The following is a 17,252-nucleotide window of genomic DNA, read 5'->3' as shown; positions in this document are numbered from 1 at the left end:
CGCTGGCCTGCGCGGGGCTCAGCCGGCGGCCGCCAGGGTCAGCAGCGGGGGGACGAGGAAGAACAGGCCCAGGACGAGGCTGGGCAGCACCATCCACAGGGTCATGCGCTCGGAGAGCTGTGTGGCCGCGACCTTGGCCTGCGTGAGGTGCGCGTCGCGCAACTCCCGGACGCGGGCGCGCAGCGTGGTGGCCAGGGACGCTCCCGACTCGTCGAGTCGCATCACGTCGGCCAGGTCGGCCAGCGCCGGGAGATCGAGCCGGCGTGCGAGCGCCTTGAGGTCGCCGTAGGGGGCGCGCTGTTCGAGGCGCGCCCGGTCGAGGACGCGACGGATCCATCGGAACACCGGCGTGTCCGACAGTTCCGCCGCGGCGTGGAGCGACTGGATCGCCGAGCGGTTCGCCAGCCGCTCCAGCGTGACCAGGTCGAAGTACGTCAGCAGCGCCTCGCCCGCATCGTCGGCGATCGTGCGGTCCGCCCCGCGGAGCCGCAGGTCGGGCCAGAGGAAGCCGAGGGCGGCGCCGGCGACCGAGGCGAGCAGCGGGACTGTGGGCACCACGCCGGCCGCGAACCACAGCGCCGCGCCGACGACGATCGGGACCGCGAAGCCGACACCCAGGCCGACGAGCTTGTGCGCGTAGTGCCGGGTGAGCGACCGCCCGGTCAGCGCGAGCTGGCGCGACCGCGTGCCGTCGGCGGCGACACCCCGCATCCGCACCCACCAGGCACCCAGCCGGTCGAGGCCGACAGCCGGCGCGGCGCTGGGAGCGGTCGCCACGTCAAGCGCGCCGAGGGCGTCCGCCAGCCGCGGATGCTGGGGGCGGAAGGCGAGGACGCAGGCCACGAGCCCCAGCGCCACGAGGACGCCGGGCAGCACCATCGCCGCCCCGTTCATGGCCGGCTCCGCAGGATGCGGGCGCGCTGCCGCGGGATGGTCATGCGCCGCAGGCGCAGTAGCGAGCCGGCGTACAGGGCGACGAGCGCGACCAGGGCGACCTGCCCCGCCGGCGTCCCGTAGGGCCGGAAGAACTCGCGTCCGAACAGCGCCGCCGCGGTGAGCACGACCAGGGTGATGAGCGTGACCTGCCGGACGACGTACCGCGGCTTGGCGCGCTCCGCCTCCACCTCGCGCATGACCCGGAGCCGGTCCTGGATCGAGTCGGCGAGGGCGGCCAGGGTGGCGACGGCGCCCTGCCCGCCGCGCTGGACCGCCAGCACCAGGCTGGCGATCACCGCGTCGGCGTCCGGCGAGGCGAGGTCGTCCGCCATCGCGAGCAGTGCGGTCGGCGCCGGCCAGCGGTCGTCGAGGCGCTGCACGAGCCTGACCAACGGCTCGCGGAGCTGGTCGGGGGCGTTGCGCGCACCGGCGCGCAACGCGTCGGTGATCGACCGGCCCGCCCCCATCGTGGCGGCCAGCCCCCGCACCCAGCGATCGAGGGCCTCGAGCAGCTCCAGCTCGCGGGGAGGCGGCGAACGCAGCAGTTCGGGGATGCCGACCACGGCGACGGGGACGATCAGGAGCATGATCGGCCACCCGGTCCACAGGGTGACCGCGACGGCCGACACGGCCGCGAGAAGGAGCAGCACCCAGGTGCGCCGCGGCACGGCGCGGACGTTGTCCACAGTCTTCGTCCACAGACCTGTGGATGATGGGGACGCCGGCGTCTGCACCAGCACCCCCGCGGCGACGGCGGCCAGCACGACCGCCCCGGCCACGGCGAGGCAGACTCCCAGCACGCCGAGGGGGATCATCGACCCCTCCAGTCGGCCCAGAATGGCTCCAGATCGGCCCAGAGCCGGGTCTCCGCGTTGAGGGTCGGCGCCAGATCGGCGTCGTAGACACGGTGCGTGACCGGGCGGTCGTTCTCCAGGGCGCCGGTCAGGGCCACGACCTCGGACACCGCGCGGGTGCGGACACCACCGCGCCAGGTGTCGTCCTGCAGCCGGACGTGGACGATCAGCGCGACGTGGTGCGCGATCTGGCGGTACGCCTCCCCCACCGTCAGGACGCCGCCCTGGGCGACGCGCGCGGCCAGCCGGTCGATCGTGGAGTCCGCGGAATGCGAGTGGGTCGTGCTCATCGTTCCGGCTCCGGACTGCATCGCTTCGAACATCGCGCCCGCCTCCGCGCCGCGCACCTCGCCGACGATGAGGCGCGACAGGTTCTGCCGCAGCGCCTCGGGGATGAGCTCCGCGACGCTGAACTCGCCGAGGTGCCGCCCGTCGGCGACCTCCCCGAGCCCGACGCGCGCCTGCAGGGCCAGGATGTTGCGCCGGCCGGGCTGCAGGTGGGTGAGGAGTTCGTAGTCGGTCTCGAGGGTGCCGAAGCGCTCGTTCTCGGGGATCGAGGCGATCAGGGCCCGCAGCAGGGTGGTCTTGCCCGCGCCCTGGTCGCCGGCGATCACGATCGACTTGCGCCCCAGCACCGCGGCGTGGAGCAGGCGGCCCACCTCATCGGGCAGCATGCCGCCGTCCACGAGTTCGGGCAGGGTGATCGAGGTCAGGATGTGCTGGCGGATCGTGATCGAGGGCCGGTACGACAGGCCGAAGCCGATCGCGTGCAGGCGGTGCGAGTCGCCCAGGGCGAGCGTCATCGTCGGGTGGGCGTCGTCGAACGGACGCGGCGGGCTCACCGACTCGCCGAGGAAGCGCACCGCCTCCACGAGTTCCTCGTCGCTGTCCGCGACGGGCGGCAGCGCCTCGCGGTGGCCGTCGCCGTACTGTGCGACCACGCTGTCGTGGCCGTGGATCTCGATGTTCTCGGCGCCCGCGAGCTCGAACAGGGGCTGCATGCGCCCGAACCCGAAGATGGCGTCCTCCAGGGCGCTCGCGTAGCGCTGCTCGCGGTCGACCGTCCAGAGATCGCCGAGCCTGCTGCGCTCCTCGGCGTGCCCGCGGACGACCTCCCGCAGCACCGAGCGGGCCATCAGCCGGCGGTCGGCGTCGCCGAGCGGCACGCCCGTGCGCTCGGCGTGCTCGAGGGCCGCCTCTGCCACCTGGTCCGACGCCCGGCGCCGCAGGGCGACGACGAGGCCCCAATCAACCTCGTCCGCGGGCAGCGGCGCGACCACCCGTCGGGCCTCGGCGAGGGAGACGGTGAAGGCGGGGACCGCCTGCAGCAGCGGCACGTCGGCGAGCCTGCGCATCCCGGTCTCGGTCATGGCGCCACCCGGACTTCCTCGCGCCGGGTCGCCGCGTGCAGGCGGGTGGCCGCCCGTGCAAACGAGCGCGCGAGCGCACCGCGGGGCCAACGTCTACCCATGGACGCGTGGCCGGCGTGCAGGTCGTCGGCCGAGGCCGGGTCCCAGGCGATCTCCGCCAGCACCGGGACGCCGAACTGCTCGGCCACTTCGGCCGCCGGGTACGGACGCCCGGGCCCCACGAGGATCAGGCCGACCCGGTCGAGGGGCCCGTGGTCGAGCAGCGCCGCGAGGTGGAGCCGGGCGCCCGCCAACCCGATCAGCGACGTCCGGCACACCAGCGCGACCAGCCCGGCGTCCCGCAGCAGGGCCTCGGGCAGGCCGCGGTGGCCGGTGCGTCCGGCGTCGATGACGACGTCGCGGTCCTGGGCCGCGAACTCGGCGAGCAGTGGCTGCCACGCCTGGTCGAACAGGTCCACGGCGCCGAGGTGGCTGAACCCTGGGAGGAAGCCGCGACGTCCCGCGTCGCCCGGGGGCCCGGGGATCGGGCGAATCGCCCCGTCGAGGGCCTCCGCCAGCGGCGTCCGTTCCCGGTGCGCCTGCAGCACCGCCTCCAGCCCGGCCGTCGCCGCCTGACCCTGCAGGTAGCCCGCGAGCAGCGTCTGCGGCGCCGAGCGATCGGCGTCCACGAGGAGGCAGTCGCCGGGCCAGGCGAGCGTGAGGCCGAGCGCTGTGGTGGTCACGCCGGGCGCACCGCTGGCCCCGGCCAGGACCACGGCGCTCACCGGTTGCTCCCCTGCTGGACCAGCGAGATCCGGTCGGCGGCGGCCAATCGGCTGACGAGTTCGGCCTGCTCGGTGGGCACGTACAGGTCGAAGGCCAGCGAGCCGTCCGGCTGCGCCGCCGGGGCCGCGACCAGCGTCGCCGCAACGCTGGCCGGCAGGTCGGCGGGCGCGGCGGCCGCCTCGGGCAACGCCACCATCAGGAACGGCGTGCCCGGCCGCAGGTCTCCGCCCGGGAACCGGCCCGGGCTCAGCCGGACGCCCACGCGTGCCACGCCGGTCGGCTGGGCGGCCGCACCCCACGTTCCGTCGATCAGCAGCGACCCGGCGGGAATGTCGGTGATGGCCGCCTGGCCGACCACTTCCCCGATGCGGCGATCGGGCACGGTGCGCAGGTCGAGGCCCGATCCCACCTGCACAACATCGAGATCGGCGGCCGCCAACACCTCGCCCCGGTACACGGTGCGATTCACCCGAAGAACCGGCTGGGATTCGACCGCATTCAGATACACGAATGCGGACAACAATCCGCCCAGGCACACGGCCACCACGCCGAAGGCCAGCCAGGCGGGGCTGCGGCGCAGCCTCACGAGGGGTCGCGAAGGTGGCGAAGGGTGAGCATCCATGGGGGTGGGTCCTCGTCGTCCGGGGGTGTGGGACGAGCCCGACTCTAAGGAACGCCGCCCCTTTCGCGCCAGTTGTCCACCATTCGAATGTGGACAACCGCCGCATTTCCACGATTTCTGTGGATAAGTCGGAAGGGACTCACAACCACCCTGAAAGAATCCTGAGAAACCGCGATGGATCCCCGAATGCCTTGTGGCGGGGCAGATCCCGCCGGGGAAATCGCCTTCCTCAGCGCGGCCGGTGCCGCGGCCACAGCGCCGGCGCGAGGCGTCCGAGCACCGTGGCGGCGAGCGCGCCGGCGGACACCGCGCCCGCCAGCCGGGTGGCGCGCGGCACGTCCTCCGGGGTCGGCGGGTCGCCGTAGCCGAGTTCGCCGCGGTCCTCGACGACGCCCCCGTAGACGTTGCGTCCCCCCAGTCGCACCCCCAGGGCCCCGCGAAGGCGGCCTCGACCACGCCGGCGTTGGGGCTCGGATGCGCGGACGCCTGCTCCCGCACCGCCCTCACGGCGGCGGCGCGGCTCCCGCCCACCAGCGGCGCGCACGCCACCGCCAGCGCGCCGGCCAACCGCGCCGGCACCCAGTTGGCCACGTCGTCGACGCGCGCGGCGGCCCACCCGAAGCGCTCGTAGCGCGCGTTGCGGTAGCCGACCATCGCGTCGAGGGTGTTGATCGCGCGGTAGCCCAGCAGCCCCGGGACGCCGGCGACCGCGCCCCAGAACAGCGGCGCCACCACCGCGTCGGAGGTGTTCTCGGCGACCGACTCAACCGTCGCGCGGGCGATGCCGGCGGCGTCCAGGGTCGCCGGGTCGCGGCTGACCAGGTTCCGGACGCGCCCGCGCGCGGCGGTGATGTCGTCGGCCGCGAGGGCGTCCGCGATCGCCTCGGCCTCGGCCGCGAGCGAGCGCCCACCCAGCACGGCCCAGGTCGCCACCCCGGTCAGCGCGGCGCGCAGCAGCGGTCGCTCGCGCACGCAGCGCTCGGCGACGACGCCCAGGGCCACCGCGCCCCCGACGAGGACGGCCTCGTGCGCGGCACCCCGGACGCGGGAGTCGGCGTACCAGCGCTCCTCCAGCATCCCGGCGGCGCGCCCGAAGCCGGCGACGGGATGGAACCGGCGGGGGTCGCCGAGCGCCCGGTCGGCCAGCCAGCCCAGCAGCAGTCCGGCCGCGGTGGCGAGGGGGAGGCGCATGGCGTCGGCGTCCTTTCGGCCCGGGGAGTCGGGGGCGAGTGTGCCATACTGACGCCCGCAGCGACGTGCTGAGGAACTCCGGTGAGCGACAGCGATTCCGGGACGGTCCCGCCACTGTGAGCGGCCCCCACCAGGGCCGTGAGTCAGGAACTCGCCCCGCTGCCGAGCTACGCATTCGGGCGAGGAAACCTGAGGAGGCTCCGTGGCGCTTCATGCCCCGGTCCAGAACCATCCCGCGGCGGACGGCCGCACCGCTCCCCCCACGGCGACGCCTATGCGCGTCGGCCAGGTCGTGCTGGTCGGCGGCGGCCCGGGGATCCCGATCTGCTCACCGTCGGCGGGCTGCGGGCGCTGCGCGAGGCCGATGTCGTGCTGTACGACCACCTCGCCCCGGCGGCCTGCCTCGAAGAGTGCCGCCCGGGCGCGACGCTGATCGACGTGGCGAAGTTCCCGCGCGGCGCTCAGACCGCGCAGGACCGCATCAACGACCTGCTCGTGGAGCACGCCCGCACCGGCGCGACCGTCGTGCGCTTTAAGGGCGGTGACCCGTTCGTGTTCGGGCGCGGCAGCGAGGAGTGGCTGGCGTGCGCCGCGGCGGGCATCCCGGTGCGCGTCATCCCAGGGGTGTCGTCGGCGATCGCGGGGCCCGAACTCGCGGGCATCCCCGTCACGCACCGCGGCATCACGCAGCAGTTCACGGTCGTGACCGGGCACGTCGGACCCGATCACCCCGCCTCGACGGTCGACTGGGACGCCCTGGCCCGCTTCGCCGGGACGCTGGTCATCCTGATGGGCGTCAAGGCGCTGCCCGCGATCAGCGCCGGGCTGATCGCGCGCGGGATGGCCGCCGACACCCCGGCCGCGATCGTCGCCGACGCGGGGCTCCCCGGCCAGACGGTGGTCCGCGGGACGCTGGGGTCGCTGCCCGCGCTCGCGGACGCCGCGGGCGTCCGGCCGCCGGCGCTGACGGTCATCGGCGAGGTCGTCGGGCTCGAGCTCCCCTGACGCTCTGGCGCGGGGAAGCCGCGTGTGACAGCGTCGGACGCATGGGACGCATCATCTTCGACACCGCCACCACCCTCAACGGCTTCATCGCCGACGAGGACAACTCGCTGGCCTGGCTCTTCGCGGTCGAGAACGGCACCCAGCCCGACGAGGGCCTGTTCCCCGCGGACCCCGGCGTCATGGTCGAGGGCTCGACCACCTACGAGTGGGTGCTGGAGGAGTCCGACATCCTCGCCCACCCGGAGCGCTGGGCCGAGTTCCACGGCGAGCGTCCGTGCTTCGTCTTCACGTCCCGGACGTTGCCCGTCCCGCGGGGCACCGACATCCGGTTCGTGTCCGGCCCGGTGAGCGACGCGCTGCCGGCGATCCGGGAGGCGGCCGGCGACCGGGACATCTGGGTCGTCGGGGGCGGGGACCTCGCCGGGCAGTTCCTCGACGCGGACGCCCTGGACGAGATCGCGATCTCGGTTGCGCCGGTCGCCCTGGCGGGCGGCGCCCCGCTGCTGCCGCGGCGCGTGGAGTCCGACCGGCTGCGGCTGGAGTCGGCGACCAGGGTCGGCCAGTTCGCGCGGCTGGTCTACACGGTGCTTCCGCGGGCCTGACCGGCGCCGCGGCGTCCGCTCACTTCGCTGCGGCGTCCGCCCACCGGGAACCCGCCCAGCCGCGGCGTCACCATACCCAGCGGGCGGCCGCCTCCCAGGTGTCCTCGGGCGTGGCGTTGAACGCGATGGCCGCGCCCGGCGCGTGCACCCGCACCAGGTTGGTGACCCGCTCGAACAGCCCGTGCCCGCCGCGCGCCCAGGCATCGGCCGGCCGCGGGCTGGCCGCCCCGGGGACGGGTGCCGTAGCGTCGCAGTCCCGAGGCAGGAGGCCCGTCATGGACCAGACCCCACCCGAAGCCCGCTATGTCGCCGCCGGACACATCGAGGGGAAGGCCGCGCTCCAGGTGCGCGCGGCGGCGTCCTCGGGCGGCACGATCCACCACAACAATCCGTTCGGGACGTGCATCTACTGCCAGCAGCAGGTCCCGACCCTGCTGCCGGACGGCGCCCGCCTGACCGCGGAGCCGCCTGCGCAGGCGCGGCCCCGCAGCGCGTGGTGGTCCCCGCCCGGCCCCGTCACGATGGTGGGCAACGTCGCCGACCCGGCGTCCCACCCCGTCGCGACCGCGCAGTCACCGCACCCCGCCACGACGGAGTCGGGGCACCTGGGGATCCAGGCGGCGGGGCGAGGGTCGGTGCAGCCTCACGGCGGGCATCGGGCCGGCGAGCCGGCGCGGCACGAGGATGGACGCCCGCTCGACGTCTTCGACCTGGCCGGCTACCACCACGTGCCGGACGCCGCCGCGCTGGACGCGTTGCTGGCCGGCCGCGGAAGCGCCGACCACTACGAGATCTCGGCCTCGCCGCCGGCCTACCCGCTGCTGACGGCCGCCTTCAACGGCGAGGACGCCGTGCTGCACTGGTTCGCCGGGCCCGGGCACCCGGGGCTGCAATCGGTCGGTCCCGACCGCGACGGGCCGTCGCGTCACTTCCCCGACCCGGCCGGGCAGGACATCACGCTCCCCGCGGACACCGTCGTCCCCGCCGCGGACGCCGAGCGCGCCGTCCGCCAGTTCGCCGCTTCGGGTTCCCGCCCGGACGCCGTGGGCTGGCGCGAGCTCTGAGCCGGCCACGGCCGGCCGCACCGGAAGGACCGCCTCAGAGCTCGGCGCGCGACCACACCGTTCCGGAGGGGGCCACCAGTTCGACGCCGCGCACGGTGGCGCCGCCCGTGGGGACGACCCAGATCGCCGACCCCGGACCGTAGTCCCCCAGCGTCCACACGCCCCCGCTGACGCGGGAGCCGTCCCCGATGACCAGCACGCACTCGTAGCTGGCCCCGGGCCGCGCCTGCACCGTGATGACCAGCACGTCCCCCGACTCCAGCGCCGTGCGGTCGACCGAGCCGACCCGCTCGCCGGTCCCGGTCACCAGCGCGGACGCCGGCCGCGGGTTCGGGGACGCCGGCGGCGGCGCGGCGAGGCCGCCCGGCACCAGCGCGACCCAGGTGACCAGGGCGCCCAGCAGCAGGCCGGCCGCGGCGGCCGCGACGAGCGGCCACACGCCAGATCCCGGCCCCCGCACGGCCCCCGCAGGGAGGGTCGGCCGCTCCGCCCGGCCCCCGTCCGCCTGAGCGCGGGGGCGGGCCCGGTGGGAATGGTCGCGCCGCCGGCGCCGAAGGACACGTCTCCGCCGGACGGGACGCCTCCGCCGAAGGGGACGCCCCCGGCCGGCTGGTCCGCGTCGAGGTTCATCGCGGCCAGCACCCGCCCGGAGAACCCGGCCGGCGGCGCGAGCGGCGGGGACGCGGCGAGCGTGAGCCGCACCGCGACCTCGACGTCGGTGTAGGCGCTGTGACAGGGCGGGCAGACGTCCAGGTGGGCGCTCAGGCGGTCCCGCTCCTCGGGCTCGACGTCGGCGAGCGCCAGCGCGACCAGGGCGTCGTCGTCGATGTGCTCAGTCATGTTCGGCCTCCACGGCTCGTCGCAGGTGGCGCAGTCCGGACCGGATCCGCGTCTTGGCCGTCCCGAGCGGGATGTGCTCGTGGTCGGCGACCTCCTGGGCCGTGCACCCACCGACGACGGCCAGGACCAGCGCGCGCGCCTGCTCCGGCGGGAGGTCGCGCAGGTGGGTGGCCGCGCCCGCGGCGTCCAGGCGGGTGTCGGCGTCGGCGGTCGGGTCCGGCGCCGAGGTGGCCAGCAGCCGTTCGAGCGCGTCGGCGTCCGTCGGGGAGGACCGGCGCTTCCGGATCGCGTCGATGGCGAGGTTGCGGGTGATCACGAGCAGCCAGGTGAGCACCGACCCCTTCCGGACGTCGTAGGTGGCCGCCGCGCGCCACGCCCGCAGGAACGCCTCCTGGCTGACCTCCTCGGCCAGGCCCCGGTCGCGTGTCACGGACACCGCCAGCCCGAAGACCCGGTGCTCGAAGCGCCGCACGAAGGCGACCGCCGCCGCCTCGTCGCCGACCGCCAGGCCGGCGACCAGCGCTGCGTCCGGGGCGCGGTCGGCCAGCGAGAACAGCTCCATGCGTGGAGGTACGGCCGCGGGGGCGCCAGGGATTGCGCCCGCGGCCAATCCCTCGCCCCGCTCCGGCCGTATCACCGGTATCCCTTTCGGGAGCCGGGCCCTCCCATCGCGGGTCCACGACCACGAGGAGTCGACATGACCACGAACACAGCTTCCCTCATCCGGCGCACGGCGGTCACCCTCGCCGGCCTGGCACTGCTGGCGGCCTGCAGCACGCCGGGATCCCCGGGCCCGCAGGCGGGCGCCGGCGACTACGGCGCCTCCCCATGCCCGCCGCGACCTCGACGCCGGCGGGCGGCACCCCGAGCGCGGCCCCGGTCGGCGCGGACGCCGGCACCCTGGCCCTCACGCTCACCGACACCGCCCAGCTCGGCATGATCCTCACCGACGGTCGGGGGATGACCCTCTACCTGTTCACCAAGGACAGCCCCAACCAGAGCGCCTGTGAGGGCCAGTGCCTCAAGAACTGGCCGCCGCTGATCGGCAAGCCCACCGCCGGCCAGGGCGTGGACGACTCGAAGCTGGGCTCGTTCCAGCGCGCGGACGGCCGCACGCAGGCCACCTACAACGGCTGGCCGCTGTACTACTGGAAGGACGACGCCGCCCCGCGCGACGTCGCCGGTGCCGGCCTCCAGGGCGTCTGGTTCGTGCTGAACCGCGACGGCGACGCCATCAAGGCCTGATCGTGGACGTGCTCGGTCTCCCGCTGCACCCCCTCATCGTGCACGCGGCCGTCATCCTCGTCCCGCTCGCGGCCCTGGGGGCGCTGACGATCGTCGTCTCCGCCCGGGCGCGGGCGCGGTTCGGAACGCTGGTGGCCGGCGTGGCGGTGGTGGCGGCCGCGTCCGCCTTCGCGGCGATGCTGACCGGGCCCCTGCTGGCCGACGAGATCGGGGTCGCCGGGTCGACCCGGATCGCCCGCCACCAGCAGTTCGGCACCTGGACGCCGTGGCCCACGCTGGTCCTCGCGCTCGCCGTCCCGCTTCACCTGTGGGTGCGGCGTCCCGGCGGTGAGCGGGGTGCCGCAGCGGTGCTGGTCGGCGGGGTGATCGTGGTGGCGTCGCTGGCGGCGCTGGTTCTGATCGTCCTCACCGGTCACGCCGGGGCCACGGCCGTCTGGGGCTCCTGACGCGGGTCCGACGTCAGGCGAGCGGCGGCGGGGTGCGGTGGGCGCGCCACAGCGGCAGCCGGCGCTGCTCGGCCCGCCCGATCATCTCGGCGAAGGCGGCCAGCCCGTGCCGTCCCGCCTCGTCGAGATCCGCGTCCCGCGGGGGCGGGTCGTGGGCGAGGGCGTCCGCCAGATCGTCCGGCCGCAGACCCGCGGCGGCGACCAGGTCGTCCACCTCCCGCCGCAGGGACGCGAGCGACCCGAAGCGCATCATCCGGCCGTCGGGGCCGACGAGCTGGAACACCGTCGGACCGGGGACGGGCAGCCAGACGGGCACGCCGCCCAGCAGCGTCGGGAACCTCTGCCGGTGGGGGTACGCCGAGGCCACCGCCACCGCCGCGGCGCGGGTTCCCGGAGCGTCCGCGGGCAGGCCGCGGCGGCGGGGATCCAGCTCCGGGCGTTCGAGGTAGGCGGCCAGCAGGTGCACCGCCTCGACGCCGCACTCCCCCGGCTTGAGGCGGTCGCCGCGCACGCCGGCGGCCTCGTCCCACAGCCGGACGCCGAGCTGGGTGCACAGCCCGACCTGCCACCTGCGGACGGCCGCGACGACCTCCTCGGGCGGCTGATCAGCGACCGCGGCGTCGGGGGCCGGCCCTGCGCCCGGCTCCCCCGCCGGCATGAGCCGTGGTGTGGAGCCGTCCCGCTCTCGAAGGTCCTCGGCGTAGAACTCCGTCAGCGTCCCGACGACCAGGACCTCAGCCACGCGGTGCCCCCGCGGGCGCCGCGCTGCCGGCGTGCCGGGCGGACAGATCCGCGAACGCCCGCTCGACCATGACCGCGTACTGCGCGGCCCCGCGCGCGCTGGGGTGCTGCCGATCCGACTGCACCGCCCGAGGGTCCGCGCGCACCAGCGCCTCCCAGTCGGCGACGATCACGTTGGGACGCCCCTGGACGGCCTCGGCGAGCGCGGCGTTGTCGGCCTTCACCCGGGCGAACGTCCCGTACAGGTTGACGATGACGACCATCCGGTCGGGGCCCAGCGCGTCGAGGGCGGCGGTGACGTCGGAGGGGTGCGTGCCCCAGTTGAGTCCCAGGTGGATCACCACGGCGCGGCGGATGTCGGTGCCGCGCGCGACGATCCGCTCCTGACCCTGGGACCAGCGCCGGTTCGACTTGGCGTCCAGCCGGATGCCCGGCAGCTGCTTCTTCAGCGCCGCCGCCGAGGCCACCATCATCGAGTCGCCGAAGCCGTCGATCTCGGCGCCGGCGGGCACCGACCAGTCCTGGGCGGGCGGCGCGGCGGGCGCGGACGGGGCCGCGGGAGCCGCCGGGGCCGACGGCACGCCGCCCGGCGCGGCGCTCGGGCCGGCCGTGGGGGCTGCTGCCCCTGCCCGGGGGCGGTGGCGGCTGTGCCGGTGGCGGCTGTGCCGGTGTCCGCGTCGCTCTGCCCGGGCGCGGGCGCGCCGGCCGGACCCGGCTCGGGGGCGCCGGGGGCGGGCTCGCCGGAGCCGGCGGCCGGGCCGGGCGCGCCGAGGGTCGGCTCCGCGGCCACGGCGTTCTCCACCAGGACGCGGGCGGTCTCCGACTGCAGCGGCGCCGTCGCGACGAGCGCGCCGAACGCGAGCGCGCCGACGAGGCTGAGCGCCACCCAGGCGCGGGCGCGGGCGACGCCGATCCGGCGCAGCCGCCCGACGGCGTCCGCCGCGACCGCGCGGTAGCCGCGGGCGAGGACCGGCGCCTCCACGAACCGGAAGGACGCCTCGGCCACCAGGACGGTCGCCAGCACCGCCGCGACGCGGGAGAGCCCGAACTCGACCGATCCGGGGGCGCCGGGCAGGAGGGCGTCCGCGACGACGATGGCGGGCCAGTGCCACAGGTAGAGCCCGTAGGACCGGCGTCCGATCCAGGTCGGGACGCGGGCGTCCAGGAGGCGCTGCAGCGGGGTGGGAGCGCCGAGCCCGCGCGCGATCGTCGCGAGCACCAGCACGCCGGTCAGCACCGAGACCACCGCGAACCCGCCGCGGTAGGTCAGCGGGGAGGACTCGTCGAGCAGCACCATGGCCGCCAGCAGCCCGGCGAGCGCGACCGGGCCCAGCCAGGCGCGGTGCCGCAGGGCGAACGCCTCGACCGGGGCGCGCCGCGGGCCGGTCCACGTGAACGCCAGCGCGGCCCCGAGCATCAGTCCCATCAGGTGCGTGTCGGTGCCGTAGTAGACGCGGGTCGCGTCCTGCCCGGGAGCGAACAGGGCGGCCATCAGCACGGTCGAGGCCGCCGCCACCGTGAGCGGGACCAGGTAGCGCGCGCCCGGACGCAGCCGCACCAGCAGCACGAACGCCACGATCGGCCACAGCAGGTAGAACTGCTCCTCCACGGCCAGCGACCACAGGTTCATGAACAGGATCGGGGCGGTCTGGTCGAAGTAGCTCTGCCCGGACGCGATCTCCAGCCAGTTCGTGGAGAACGTCGCCGCGCCCGCGAGCTGGCGGCCGATCCCGACGACGAGTTCGGGGCTGACGAGCCGGGCGATCAGCGTGGCCAGCAACAGGCACAGCGCCAGGGCCGGCAGCAGCCGGCGGGCCCGCCGGACGTAGAAGCCGCGCAGGTCGATCCGGCCGCGGTCGTTGATCTCGCGGACCAGCAGGGCCGTGATGAGGAACCCCGACAGCACGAAGAAGACGTCCACCCCGAGGAAGCCGCCGGGCAGCCAGCCGTCGTGCAGGTGGAAGACGAACACGGCGAGGATGGCGAGCGCCCGCAGCCCGTCCAGCCCCGCGAATCGCTCGCGCGGCGTCGTCGGCTTCGAGGCGGTCGCCGGCCGGGGAAGGACCTGCGAGGTCGACATGACGCGAGCGTAAATCCCGCCCCCGACAATTCCCGCGCGCCGCGCCGCCGGGGCGTCCGGGGCGGGGACCCCGCGGCGGGCGTCGTCAGGTGGCCGCGAGCACCGGGACGCGGCCGGGGCTCGGCGTGCGGACGTCGGGACCCTCCCACCGGATGAGCTCCCGCCGGCGGACGAACCAGGCGATCGCGACGGGCGTGACCGCTCCGATCCACGCCAGCGGCGCGGCGATCGCCACGCCGAAGAAGCCGAGCGGCCCGACCAGGAGCAGGCCGGCCACGGCGCGGAAGACGAGCTCCATGAAGCCGGCCAGCGTGGGCATCAGGTTCGAGCCGAGGCCCTGCACGGCGTTGCGGAGCACGAACAGGGAGGCCAGCACGGGGTACAGCGCCGCCTGCACGACGAGGTAGTCGTGGGCCAGCGAGACGACCGCCTCGTTGCCGGCGCCGACGAACACCTGGGCGACCGGCGTCCCGAACAGGTAGATCAGGCCGCCCATCAGCAGCGAGACGAGCCAGGTCAGCAGGCTGATCTCCCAGACGCCCACCCGGATCCGGCGCCAGTGGCCGGCGCCGCGGTTCTGCGCGACGAACGTGGTGAGCGCCAGCCCGAAGGACGCCAGCGGCGCGACGGCGACCTGGTCGACGCGCACCGCCGCGGTGGCTGCGGCGACGGCGTCCGGGCCGAGCCCGTTGATGGCGTACTGCAGGATGACCGCGCCGATCGCGATCACCGACATCTGGAAGCCCATCGCCAGCCCCGGGCGCACCGACTCGCCCGTCTCGCCGCGCTTGGGCAGCCAGTCCTCGCGCCACAGCCACAGCTGCGGCATCCGGACGCGGATCAGCCACAGGCAGGCCACCACCGACGCCAACTGCGAGATCGCGGTCGCCCACGCGGCGCCGCCGACGCCCCAGCCGAAGCTCCCGATGAACAGGACGACCAGGCCGACGTTCACGAAGCACGCCAGCATCAGGAAGATCAGCGGGGTCCGGCTGTCGCCCAGCGCGCGGATGATCGCGGCGAGGTAGTTGAACGCCATGGTCACCGGCGCGGCGGCGAAGGTGATCATCAGGAACGCGGCGGCGTCCTCCATCAGGACGTCGGGGGTCTGCATGAGCGCCAGCATCGGGCGGGTGTAGCGCAGTCCGATGAGCACGATGACCGCCGAGATCGCCGCCGACGCCAGCGTGCCGAGGGCGACGTGGCGACGCATGGCGGGCATGTCGCCGGAGCCGAACGCGCGCGCCACCGGGATGGCGAGCCCGTTGGCGGCGCCCAGGGTGAAGCCGAGGAGGAGGAACACCAGCGAGCCGGAGGCGCCGACGGCCGCGAGCGCGTCGACACCCACCATGCGTCCGACGACCGCGGCGTCGGTGAACTGGTAGGCCTGCTGGAAGAGGTTGCCGATGAGGAGGGGAAGGGTGAACGCGACGATCACGCGGGTGGGCGCGCCGACGGTCAGGGTCCTGGTCATGTTGAGTTGTCTCCGGGCGCGCGGCTGCGCGTCGAATCGTCGGGTTGGTGAGCCTCGCTCGAGGTGGCGGTCTGGGACGGGCGAGTGCCCACGAGCCTATCGATAACGCTTTCGAAAGTGGTAGAGGGTTGTCCTCATTTGCCTCCGCGCGGGTCCGATCGCGGCCAAACCCCGGCAAGGCGTTCCGTTCGGGCCCTGGGCTGGGGTCCAATCACCCCAGCACCGACACCGACCGACGACCGCATCGCTGCGGGCGTCCTGCCGCGATCCGACAAGGAGCGATCCCACGATGAGTCCCACGGTGGACCTGCGCGCCGTCCCCTTCCGCCTCGACGACGATCAGGTGGACTGGGTGGAGCGGACCCTGGCCGGCCTCACGGTGGAGGAGAAGGTCGGGCAGCTCTTCGTGGGGATGTACTTTCCCGACCCGACCCTCGATCCTGGCCTCAGCGCGTCGGGCGAGGCGGACCTGGCGCGGCACGGCCTGGGCGGCATCCGCTACACCGGCGGGACCGCCGCGCAGGTGCAGGCGCTGGTCAACGACCTGCAGGGCTCCTCGCCGATCCCGCTGCTCGTCGCCGCCAACCCCGAGTCGGGCGGCGACCTGTGCTGCGAGGAGGGCACCTACCTGGCCAACGGGGCCCAGTGCGACGCCTCCGACGGAACCGAGGTCCCCTACCGCGCGGGCCTGGTCGGCGGCCGCGAGGCGTCCGCCCTGGGGGTCAACGTGGCCTTCGCGCCCGTCGTCGACGTGCTGGTGAACTGGCGCAACACCGTCATCAACACCCGCGCCCACGGGGCGACCGTCGACGACGTGCTCCGCTCGACCGACGCGCAGGCGCGCGGGCTGCGGGACGCCGACCCCGACCTGGCCGTGTGCGTCAAGCACTTCCCCGGCGACGGCACCGAGGAGCGCGATCAGCACCTCGTGATGGGCGTCAACGAACTGCACCCCGAAGCGTGGGACGCCACGTTCGGCCGGATCTACGCCCACCACATCGCCGCGGGCGTCGAGATGATCATGGCCGGCCACATAGCGCTGCCGCACTACTCCCGGGCGCTCGACCCGACCCTCACCGACGCCGACATCCAGCCCGCCACGCTCAGCCCCGAGCTCATCGACGGGCTGCTCAAGACCCGGCTGGGTTTCAACGGGGTCGTGATGACCGACGCCAGCCACATGATCGGGCTCACCGGCTCGATGCGGCGCGAGGACGCCGTCCCGCGCGCCATCGCCGCCGGCTGCGACATGTTCCTGTTCCTCAACGACGTCACCGAGGACCTCGGCTTCATGATGGCGGGGGTCCGCGACGGCACGATCACCCCCGAGCGGCTCGACGACGCCGTGCGCCGCGTCCTGGGGTTGAAGGCCCGGCTGCACCTGCCGGAGAGGCGGGCGCGGGGGACGCTGCTGCGTCGCCCGGACGCCCTGGCCGTGGTCGGCTGCGAGGAGCACCTGCGCTGGCGCGACGAGGCGGCCGACCGGTGCATCACGCTGGTCAAGGACACCGCGGGCGTCCTGCCGCTGTCGCCGCGCACGCACCGGCGGATCCGGCTGTACTACCTCGAGGGCGACGTGCGTCCGTGGGGCCGGCCGACACGACCCTGGACGCCCTCACGGCCGAACTCGAGTCGCGCGGCTTCGAGGTGACCCTCAACGACGGCCGCGTCCGCACCAAGGGCGCCACCCTCGCCTACCGCGACGCGGTGGACGCCGCCCTGGTGGTCGCCAACGTCGAGGGGTACGCCTCGGAGAACAACTACCGGATCCGCTGGCGGACCCCGCTCAGCTCGGACGCCCCCTGGTACACCCGGGAGGTGCCGACCGCGCTGGTCTCGCTCTGCCAGACCACGCACCTGCACGACCTGACGATGATGCGCACGGTGGTCCACGCCTACCACGGCAACCCGGCGACGCTGCGCCGGCTGGTGGACAAGCTGACCGGCGTCTCGCCGTTCCGCGGCCGGTTCAACCAGACGGTGTGGACCGACAAGTGGCAGGCGCGCCTTTAGCCTC

General features: G+C 74.9%; 18 protein-coding genes, 1 pseudogene and 1 riboswitch. Of the genes and pseudogenes, 7 read left to right on the top strand and 12 right to left on the bottom strand.

From position 1 onward, the window contains the following. Positions 1-18: 18 nt before the first annotated feature. From G7070_RS08420 to cbiB, 5 genes are read right to left on the bottom strand one after another with little or no spacing between them, the layout of a single operon-like run. A complete protein-coding gene (locus G7070_RS08420; protein WP_246227564.1) occupies positions 19-894 on the bottom strand; it encodes a type II secretion system F family protein in 876 nt (291 codons plus the stop codon). Continuing rightward, complete coding sequence (locus G7070_RS08415) at positions 891-1,751, bottom strand: type II secretion system F family protein (protein ID WP_166233365.1); 861 nt, start codon at positions 1,749-1,751, stop codon at positions 891-893. The genes G7070_RS08420 and G7070_RS08415 overlap by 4 nt, the downstream gene beginning before the upstream one ends. Then, positions 1,748-3,160, bottom strand: a complete 1,413-nt coding sequence (locus G7070_RS08410; RefSeq protein ID WP_166233364.1) for a TadA family conjugal transfer-associated ATPase — start codon at positions 3,158-3,160, stop codon at positions 1,748-1,750. The genes G7070_RS08415 and G7070_RS08410 overlap by 4 nt, the downstream gene beginning before the upstream one ends. Beyond that, positions 3,157-3,924, bottom strand: coding sequence for a CpaE/TadZ family protein (locus G7070_RS08405; RefSeq protein ID WP_166233363.1), 768 nt, complete (start codon positions 3,922-3,924; stop codon positions 3,157-3,159). Before G7070_RS08405 ends, G7070_RS08410 begins: the two co-directional genes overlap by 4 nt. Next, the gene (cbiB, locus tag G7070_RS18595; protein WP_246227562.1) at positions 3,921-5,738 is read right to left on the bottom strand and encodes an adenosylcobinamide-phosphate synthase CbiB; all 1,818 of its coding nucleotides are present in this window, start codon (positions 5,736-5,738) and stop codon (positions 3,921-3,923) included. The genes G7070_RS08405 and cbiB overlap by 4 nt, the downstream gene beginning before the upstream one ends. A 46-nt stretch (positions 5,739-5,784) precedes the next feature. Beyond that, positions 5,785-5,911: riboswitch (cobalamin riboswitch) on the top strand. A 101-nt stretch (positions 5,912-6,012) separates the two neighbouring features. On the opposite strand from cbiB, the pseudogene cobA reads away from it, so the two are divergent. Together cobA and G7070_RS08385 are read left to right on the top strand one after the other, a co-directional pair. Further along, a pseudogene (cobA, locus tag G7070_RS08390) lies at positions 6,013-6,743 on the top strand (uroporphyrinogen-III C-methyltransferase). 41 nt (positions 6,744-6,784) lie between these two features. Then, the gene (locus tag G7070_RS08385; protein WP_166233361.1) at positions 6,785-7,345 is read left to right on the top strand and encodes a dihydrofolate reductase family protein; all 561 of its coding nucleotides are present in this window, start codon (positions 6,785-6,787) and stop codon (positions 7,343-7,345) included. A gap of 67 nt (positions 7,346-7,412) precedes the next feature. Here G7070_RS08385 and G7070_RS08380 read toward each other — a convergent pair whose 3' ends face one another. Continuing rightward, a complete protein-coding gene (locus G7070_RS08380) occupies positions 7,413-7,622 on the bottom strand; it encodes a hypothetical protein (protein ID WP_166230680.1) in 210 nt (69 codons plus the stop codon). Here G7070_RS08380 and G7070_RS08375 point away from each other — a divergent pair. Next, positions 7,564-8,409, top strand: a complete 846-nt coding sequence (locus G7070_RS08375; RefSeq protein WP_348981498.1) for an Imm1 family immunity protein — start codon at positions 7,564-7,566, stop codon at positions 8,407-8,409. The genes G7070_RS08380 and G7070_RS08375 overlap by 59 nt on opposite strands. Positions 8,410-8,443: 34 nt before the next feature. On the opposite strand, the gene G7070_RS08370 is transcribed toward G7070_RS08375, so the two are convergent. Together G7070_RS08370 and G7070_RS08365 are read right to left on the bottom strand one after the other, a co-directional pair. After that, positions 8,444-8,848: a hypothetical protein gene (locus G7070_RS08370; protein ID WP_166233359.1), complete on the bottom strand. Its 405-nt coding sequence runs from the start codon at positions 8,846-8,848 to the stop codon at positions 8,444-8,446. Positions 8,849-9,241: 393 nt separating this feature from the next. Beyond that, positions 9,242-9,811, bottom strand: a complete 570-nt coding sequence (locus G7070_RS08365) for an RNA polymerase sigma factor (RefSeq protein ID WP_166233358.1) — start codon at positions 9,809-9,811, stop codon at positions 9,242-9,244. 266 nt (positions 9,812-10,077) lie between these two features. Here G7070_RS08365 and G7070_RS08360 point away from each other — a divergent pair, with 266 nt between their 5' ends. Together G7070_RS08360 and G7070_RS08355 are read left to right on the top strand one after the other, a co-directional pair. Continuing rightward, on the top strand, positions 10,078-10,494 hold the full coding sequence (locus tag G7070_RS08360) for a COG4315 family predicted lipoprotein (RefSeq protein ID WP_166233357.1): 417 nt from the start codon (positions 10,078-10,080) through the stop codon (positions 10,492-10,494). 2 nt (positions 10,495-10,496) lie between these two features. Beyond that, complete coding sequence (locus G7070_RS08355) at positions 10,497-10,940, top strand: DUF2231 domain-containing protein (RefSeq protein WP_166233356.1); 444 nt, start codon at positions 10,497-10,499, stop codon at positions 10,938-10,940. Between the two features lie 13 nt (positions 10,941-10,953). Here G7070_RS08355 and G7070_RS08350 read toward each other — a convergent pair whose 3' ends face one another. The 4 genes from G7070_RS08350 to G7070_RS08335 all read right to left on the bottom strand — a co-directional run bounded on the left by G7070_RS08350 (position 10,954) and on the right by G7070_RS08335 (position 15,235). Then, complete coding sequence (locus G7070_RS08350) at positions 10,954-11,682, bottom strand: hypothetical protein (RefSeq protein ID WP_166233355.1); 729 nt, start codon at positions 11,680-11,682, stop codon at positions 10,954-10,956. Beyond that, positions 11,675-12,193: an SGNH/GDSL hydrolase family protein gene (locus tag G7070_RS08345; protein ID WP_166233354.1), complete on the bottom strand. Its 519-nt coding sequence runs from the start codon at positions 12,191-12,193 to the stop codon at positions 11,675-11,677. Before G7070_RS08345 ends, G7070_RS08350 begins: the two co-directional genes overlap by 8 nt. Then, positions 12,151-13,761, bottom strand: coding sequence for an acyltransferase family protein (locus G7070_RS08340; protein WP_166233353.1), 1,611 nt, complete (start codon positions 13,759-13,761; stop codon positions 12,151-12,153). The genes G7070_RS08345 and G7070_RS08340 overlap by 43 nt, the downstream gene beginning before the upstream one ends. An 85-nt stretch (positions 13,762-13,846) precedes the next feature. Continuing rightward, entirely contained in the window at positions 13,847-15,235 is a 1,389-nt protein-coding gene (locus G7070_RS08335) for an MATE family efflux transporter (RefSeq protein ID WP_166233352.1), read from the bottom strand. A gap of 289 nt (positions 15,236-15,524) precedes the next feature. Between G7070_RS08335 and G7070_RS08330 the strand changes: the two genes are divergently transcribed. Both G7070_RS08330 and G7070_RS17735 read left to right on the top strand, forming a co-directional pair. Then, positions 15,525-16,886 carry a glycoside hydrolase family 3 protein gene (locus tag G7070_RS08330; RefSeq protein WP_206080034.1) on the top strand — a complete coding sequence of 454 codons (1,362 nt, stop codon included), beginning with the start codon at positions 15,525-15,527 and terminating at the stop codon, positions 16,884-16,886. Then, on the top strand, positions 16,820-17,248 hold the full coding sequence (locus G7070_RS17735; protein ID WP_206080033.1) for a hypothetical protein: 429 nt from the start codon (positions 16,820-16,822) through the stop codon (positions 17,246-17,248). Before G7070_RS08330 ends, G7070_RS17735 begins: the two co-directional genes overlap by 67 nt. The last annotated feature ends 4 nt before the right edge of the window (positions 17,249-17,252 follow it).

Origin of the sequence: Propioniciclava coleopterorum (assembly GCF_011393335.1) — a bacterium.
In the GTDB taxonomy this organism is placed as follows: Bacteria; Actinomycetota; Actinomycetes; order Propionibacteriales; family Propionibacteriaceae; genus Propioniciclava; species Propioniciclava coleopterorum.
The sequence above is the reverse complement of the archived record's forward strand: the minus strand, read 5'-3'. Positions and strand labels throughout refer to the sequence as shown.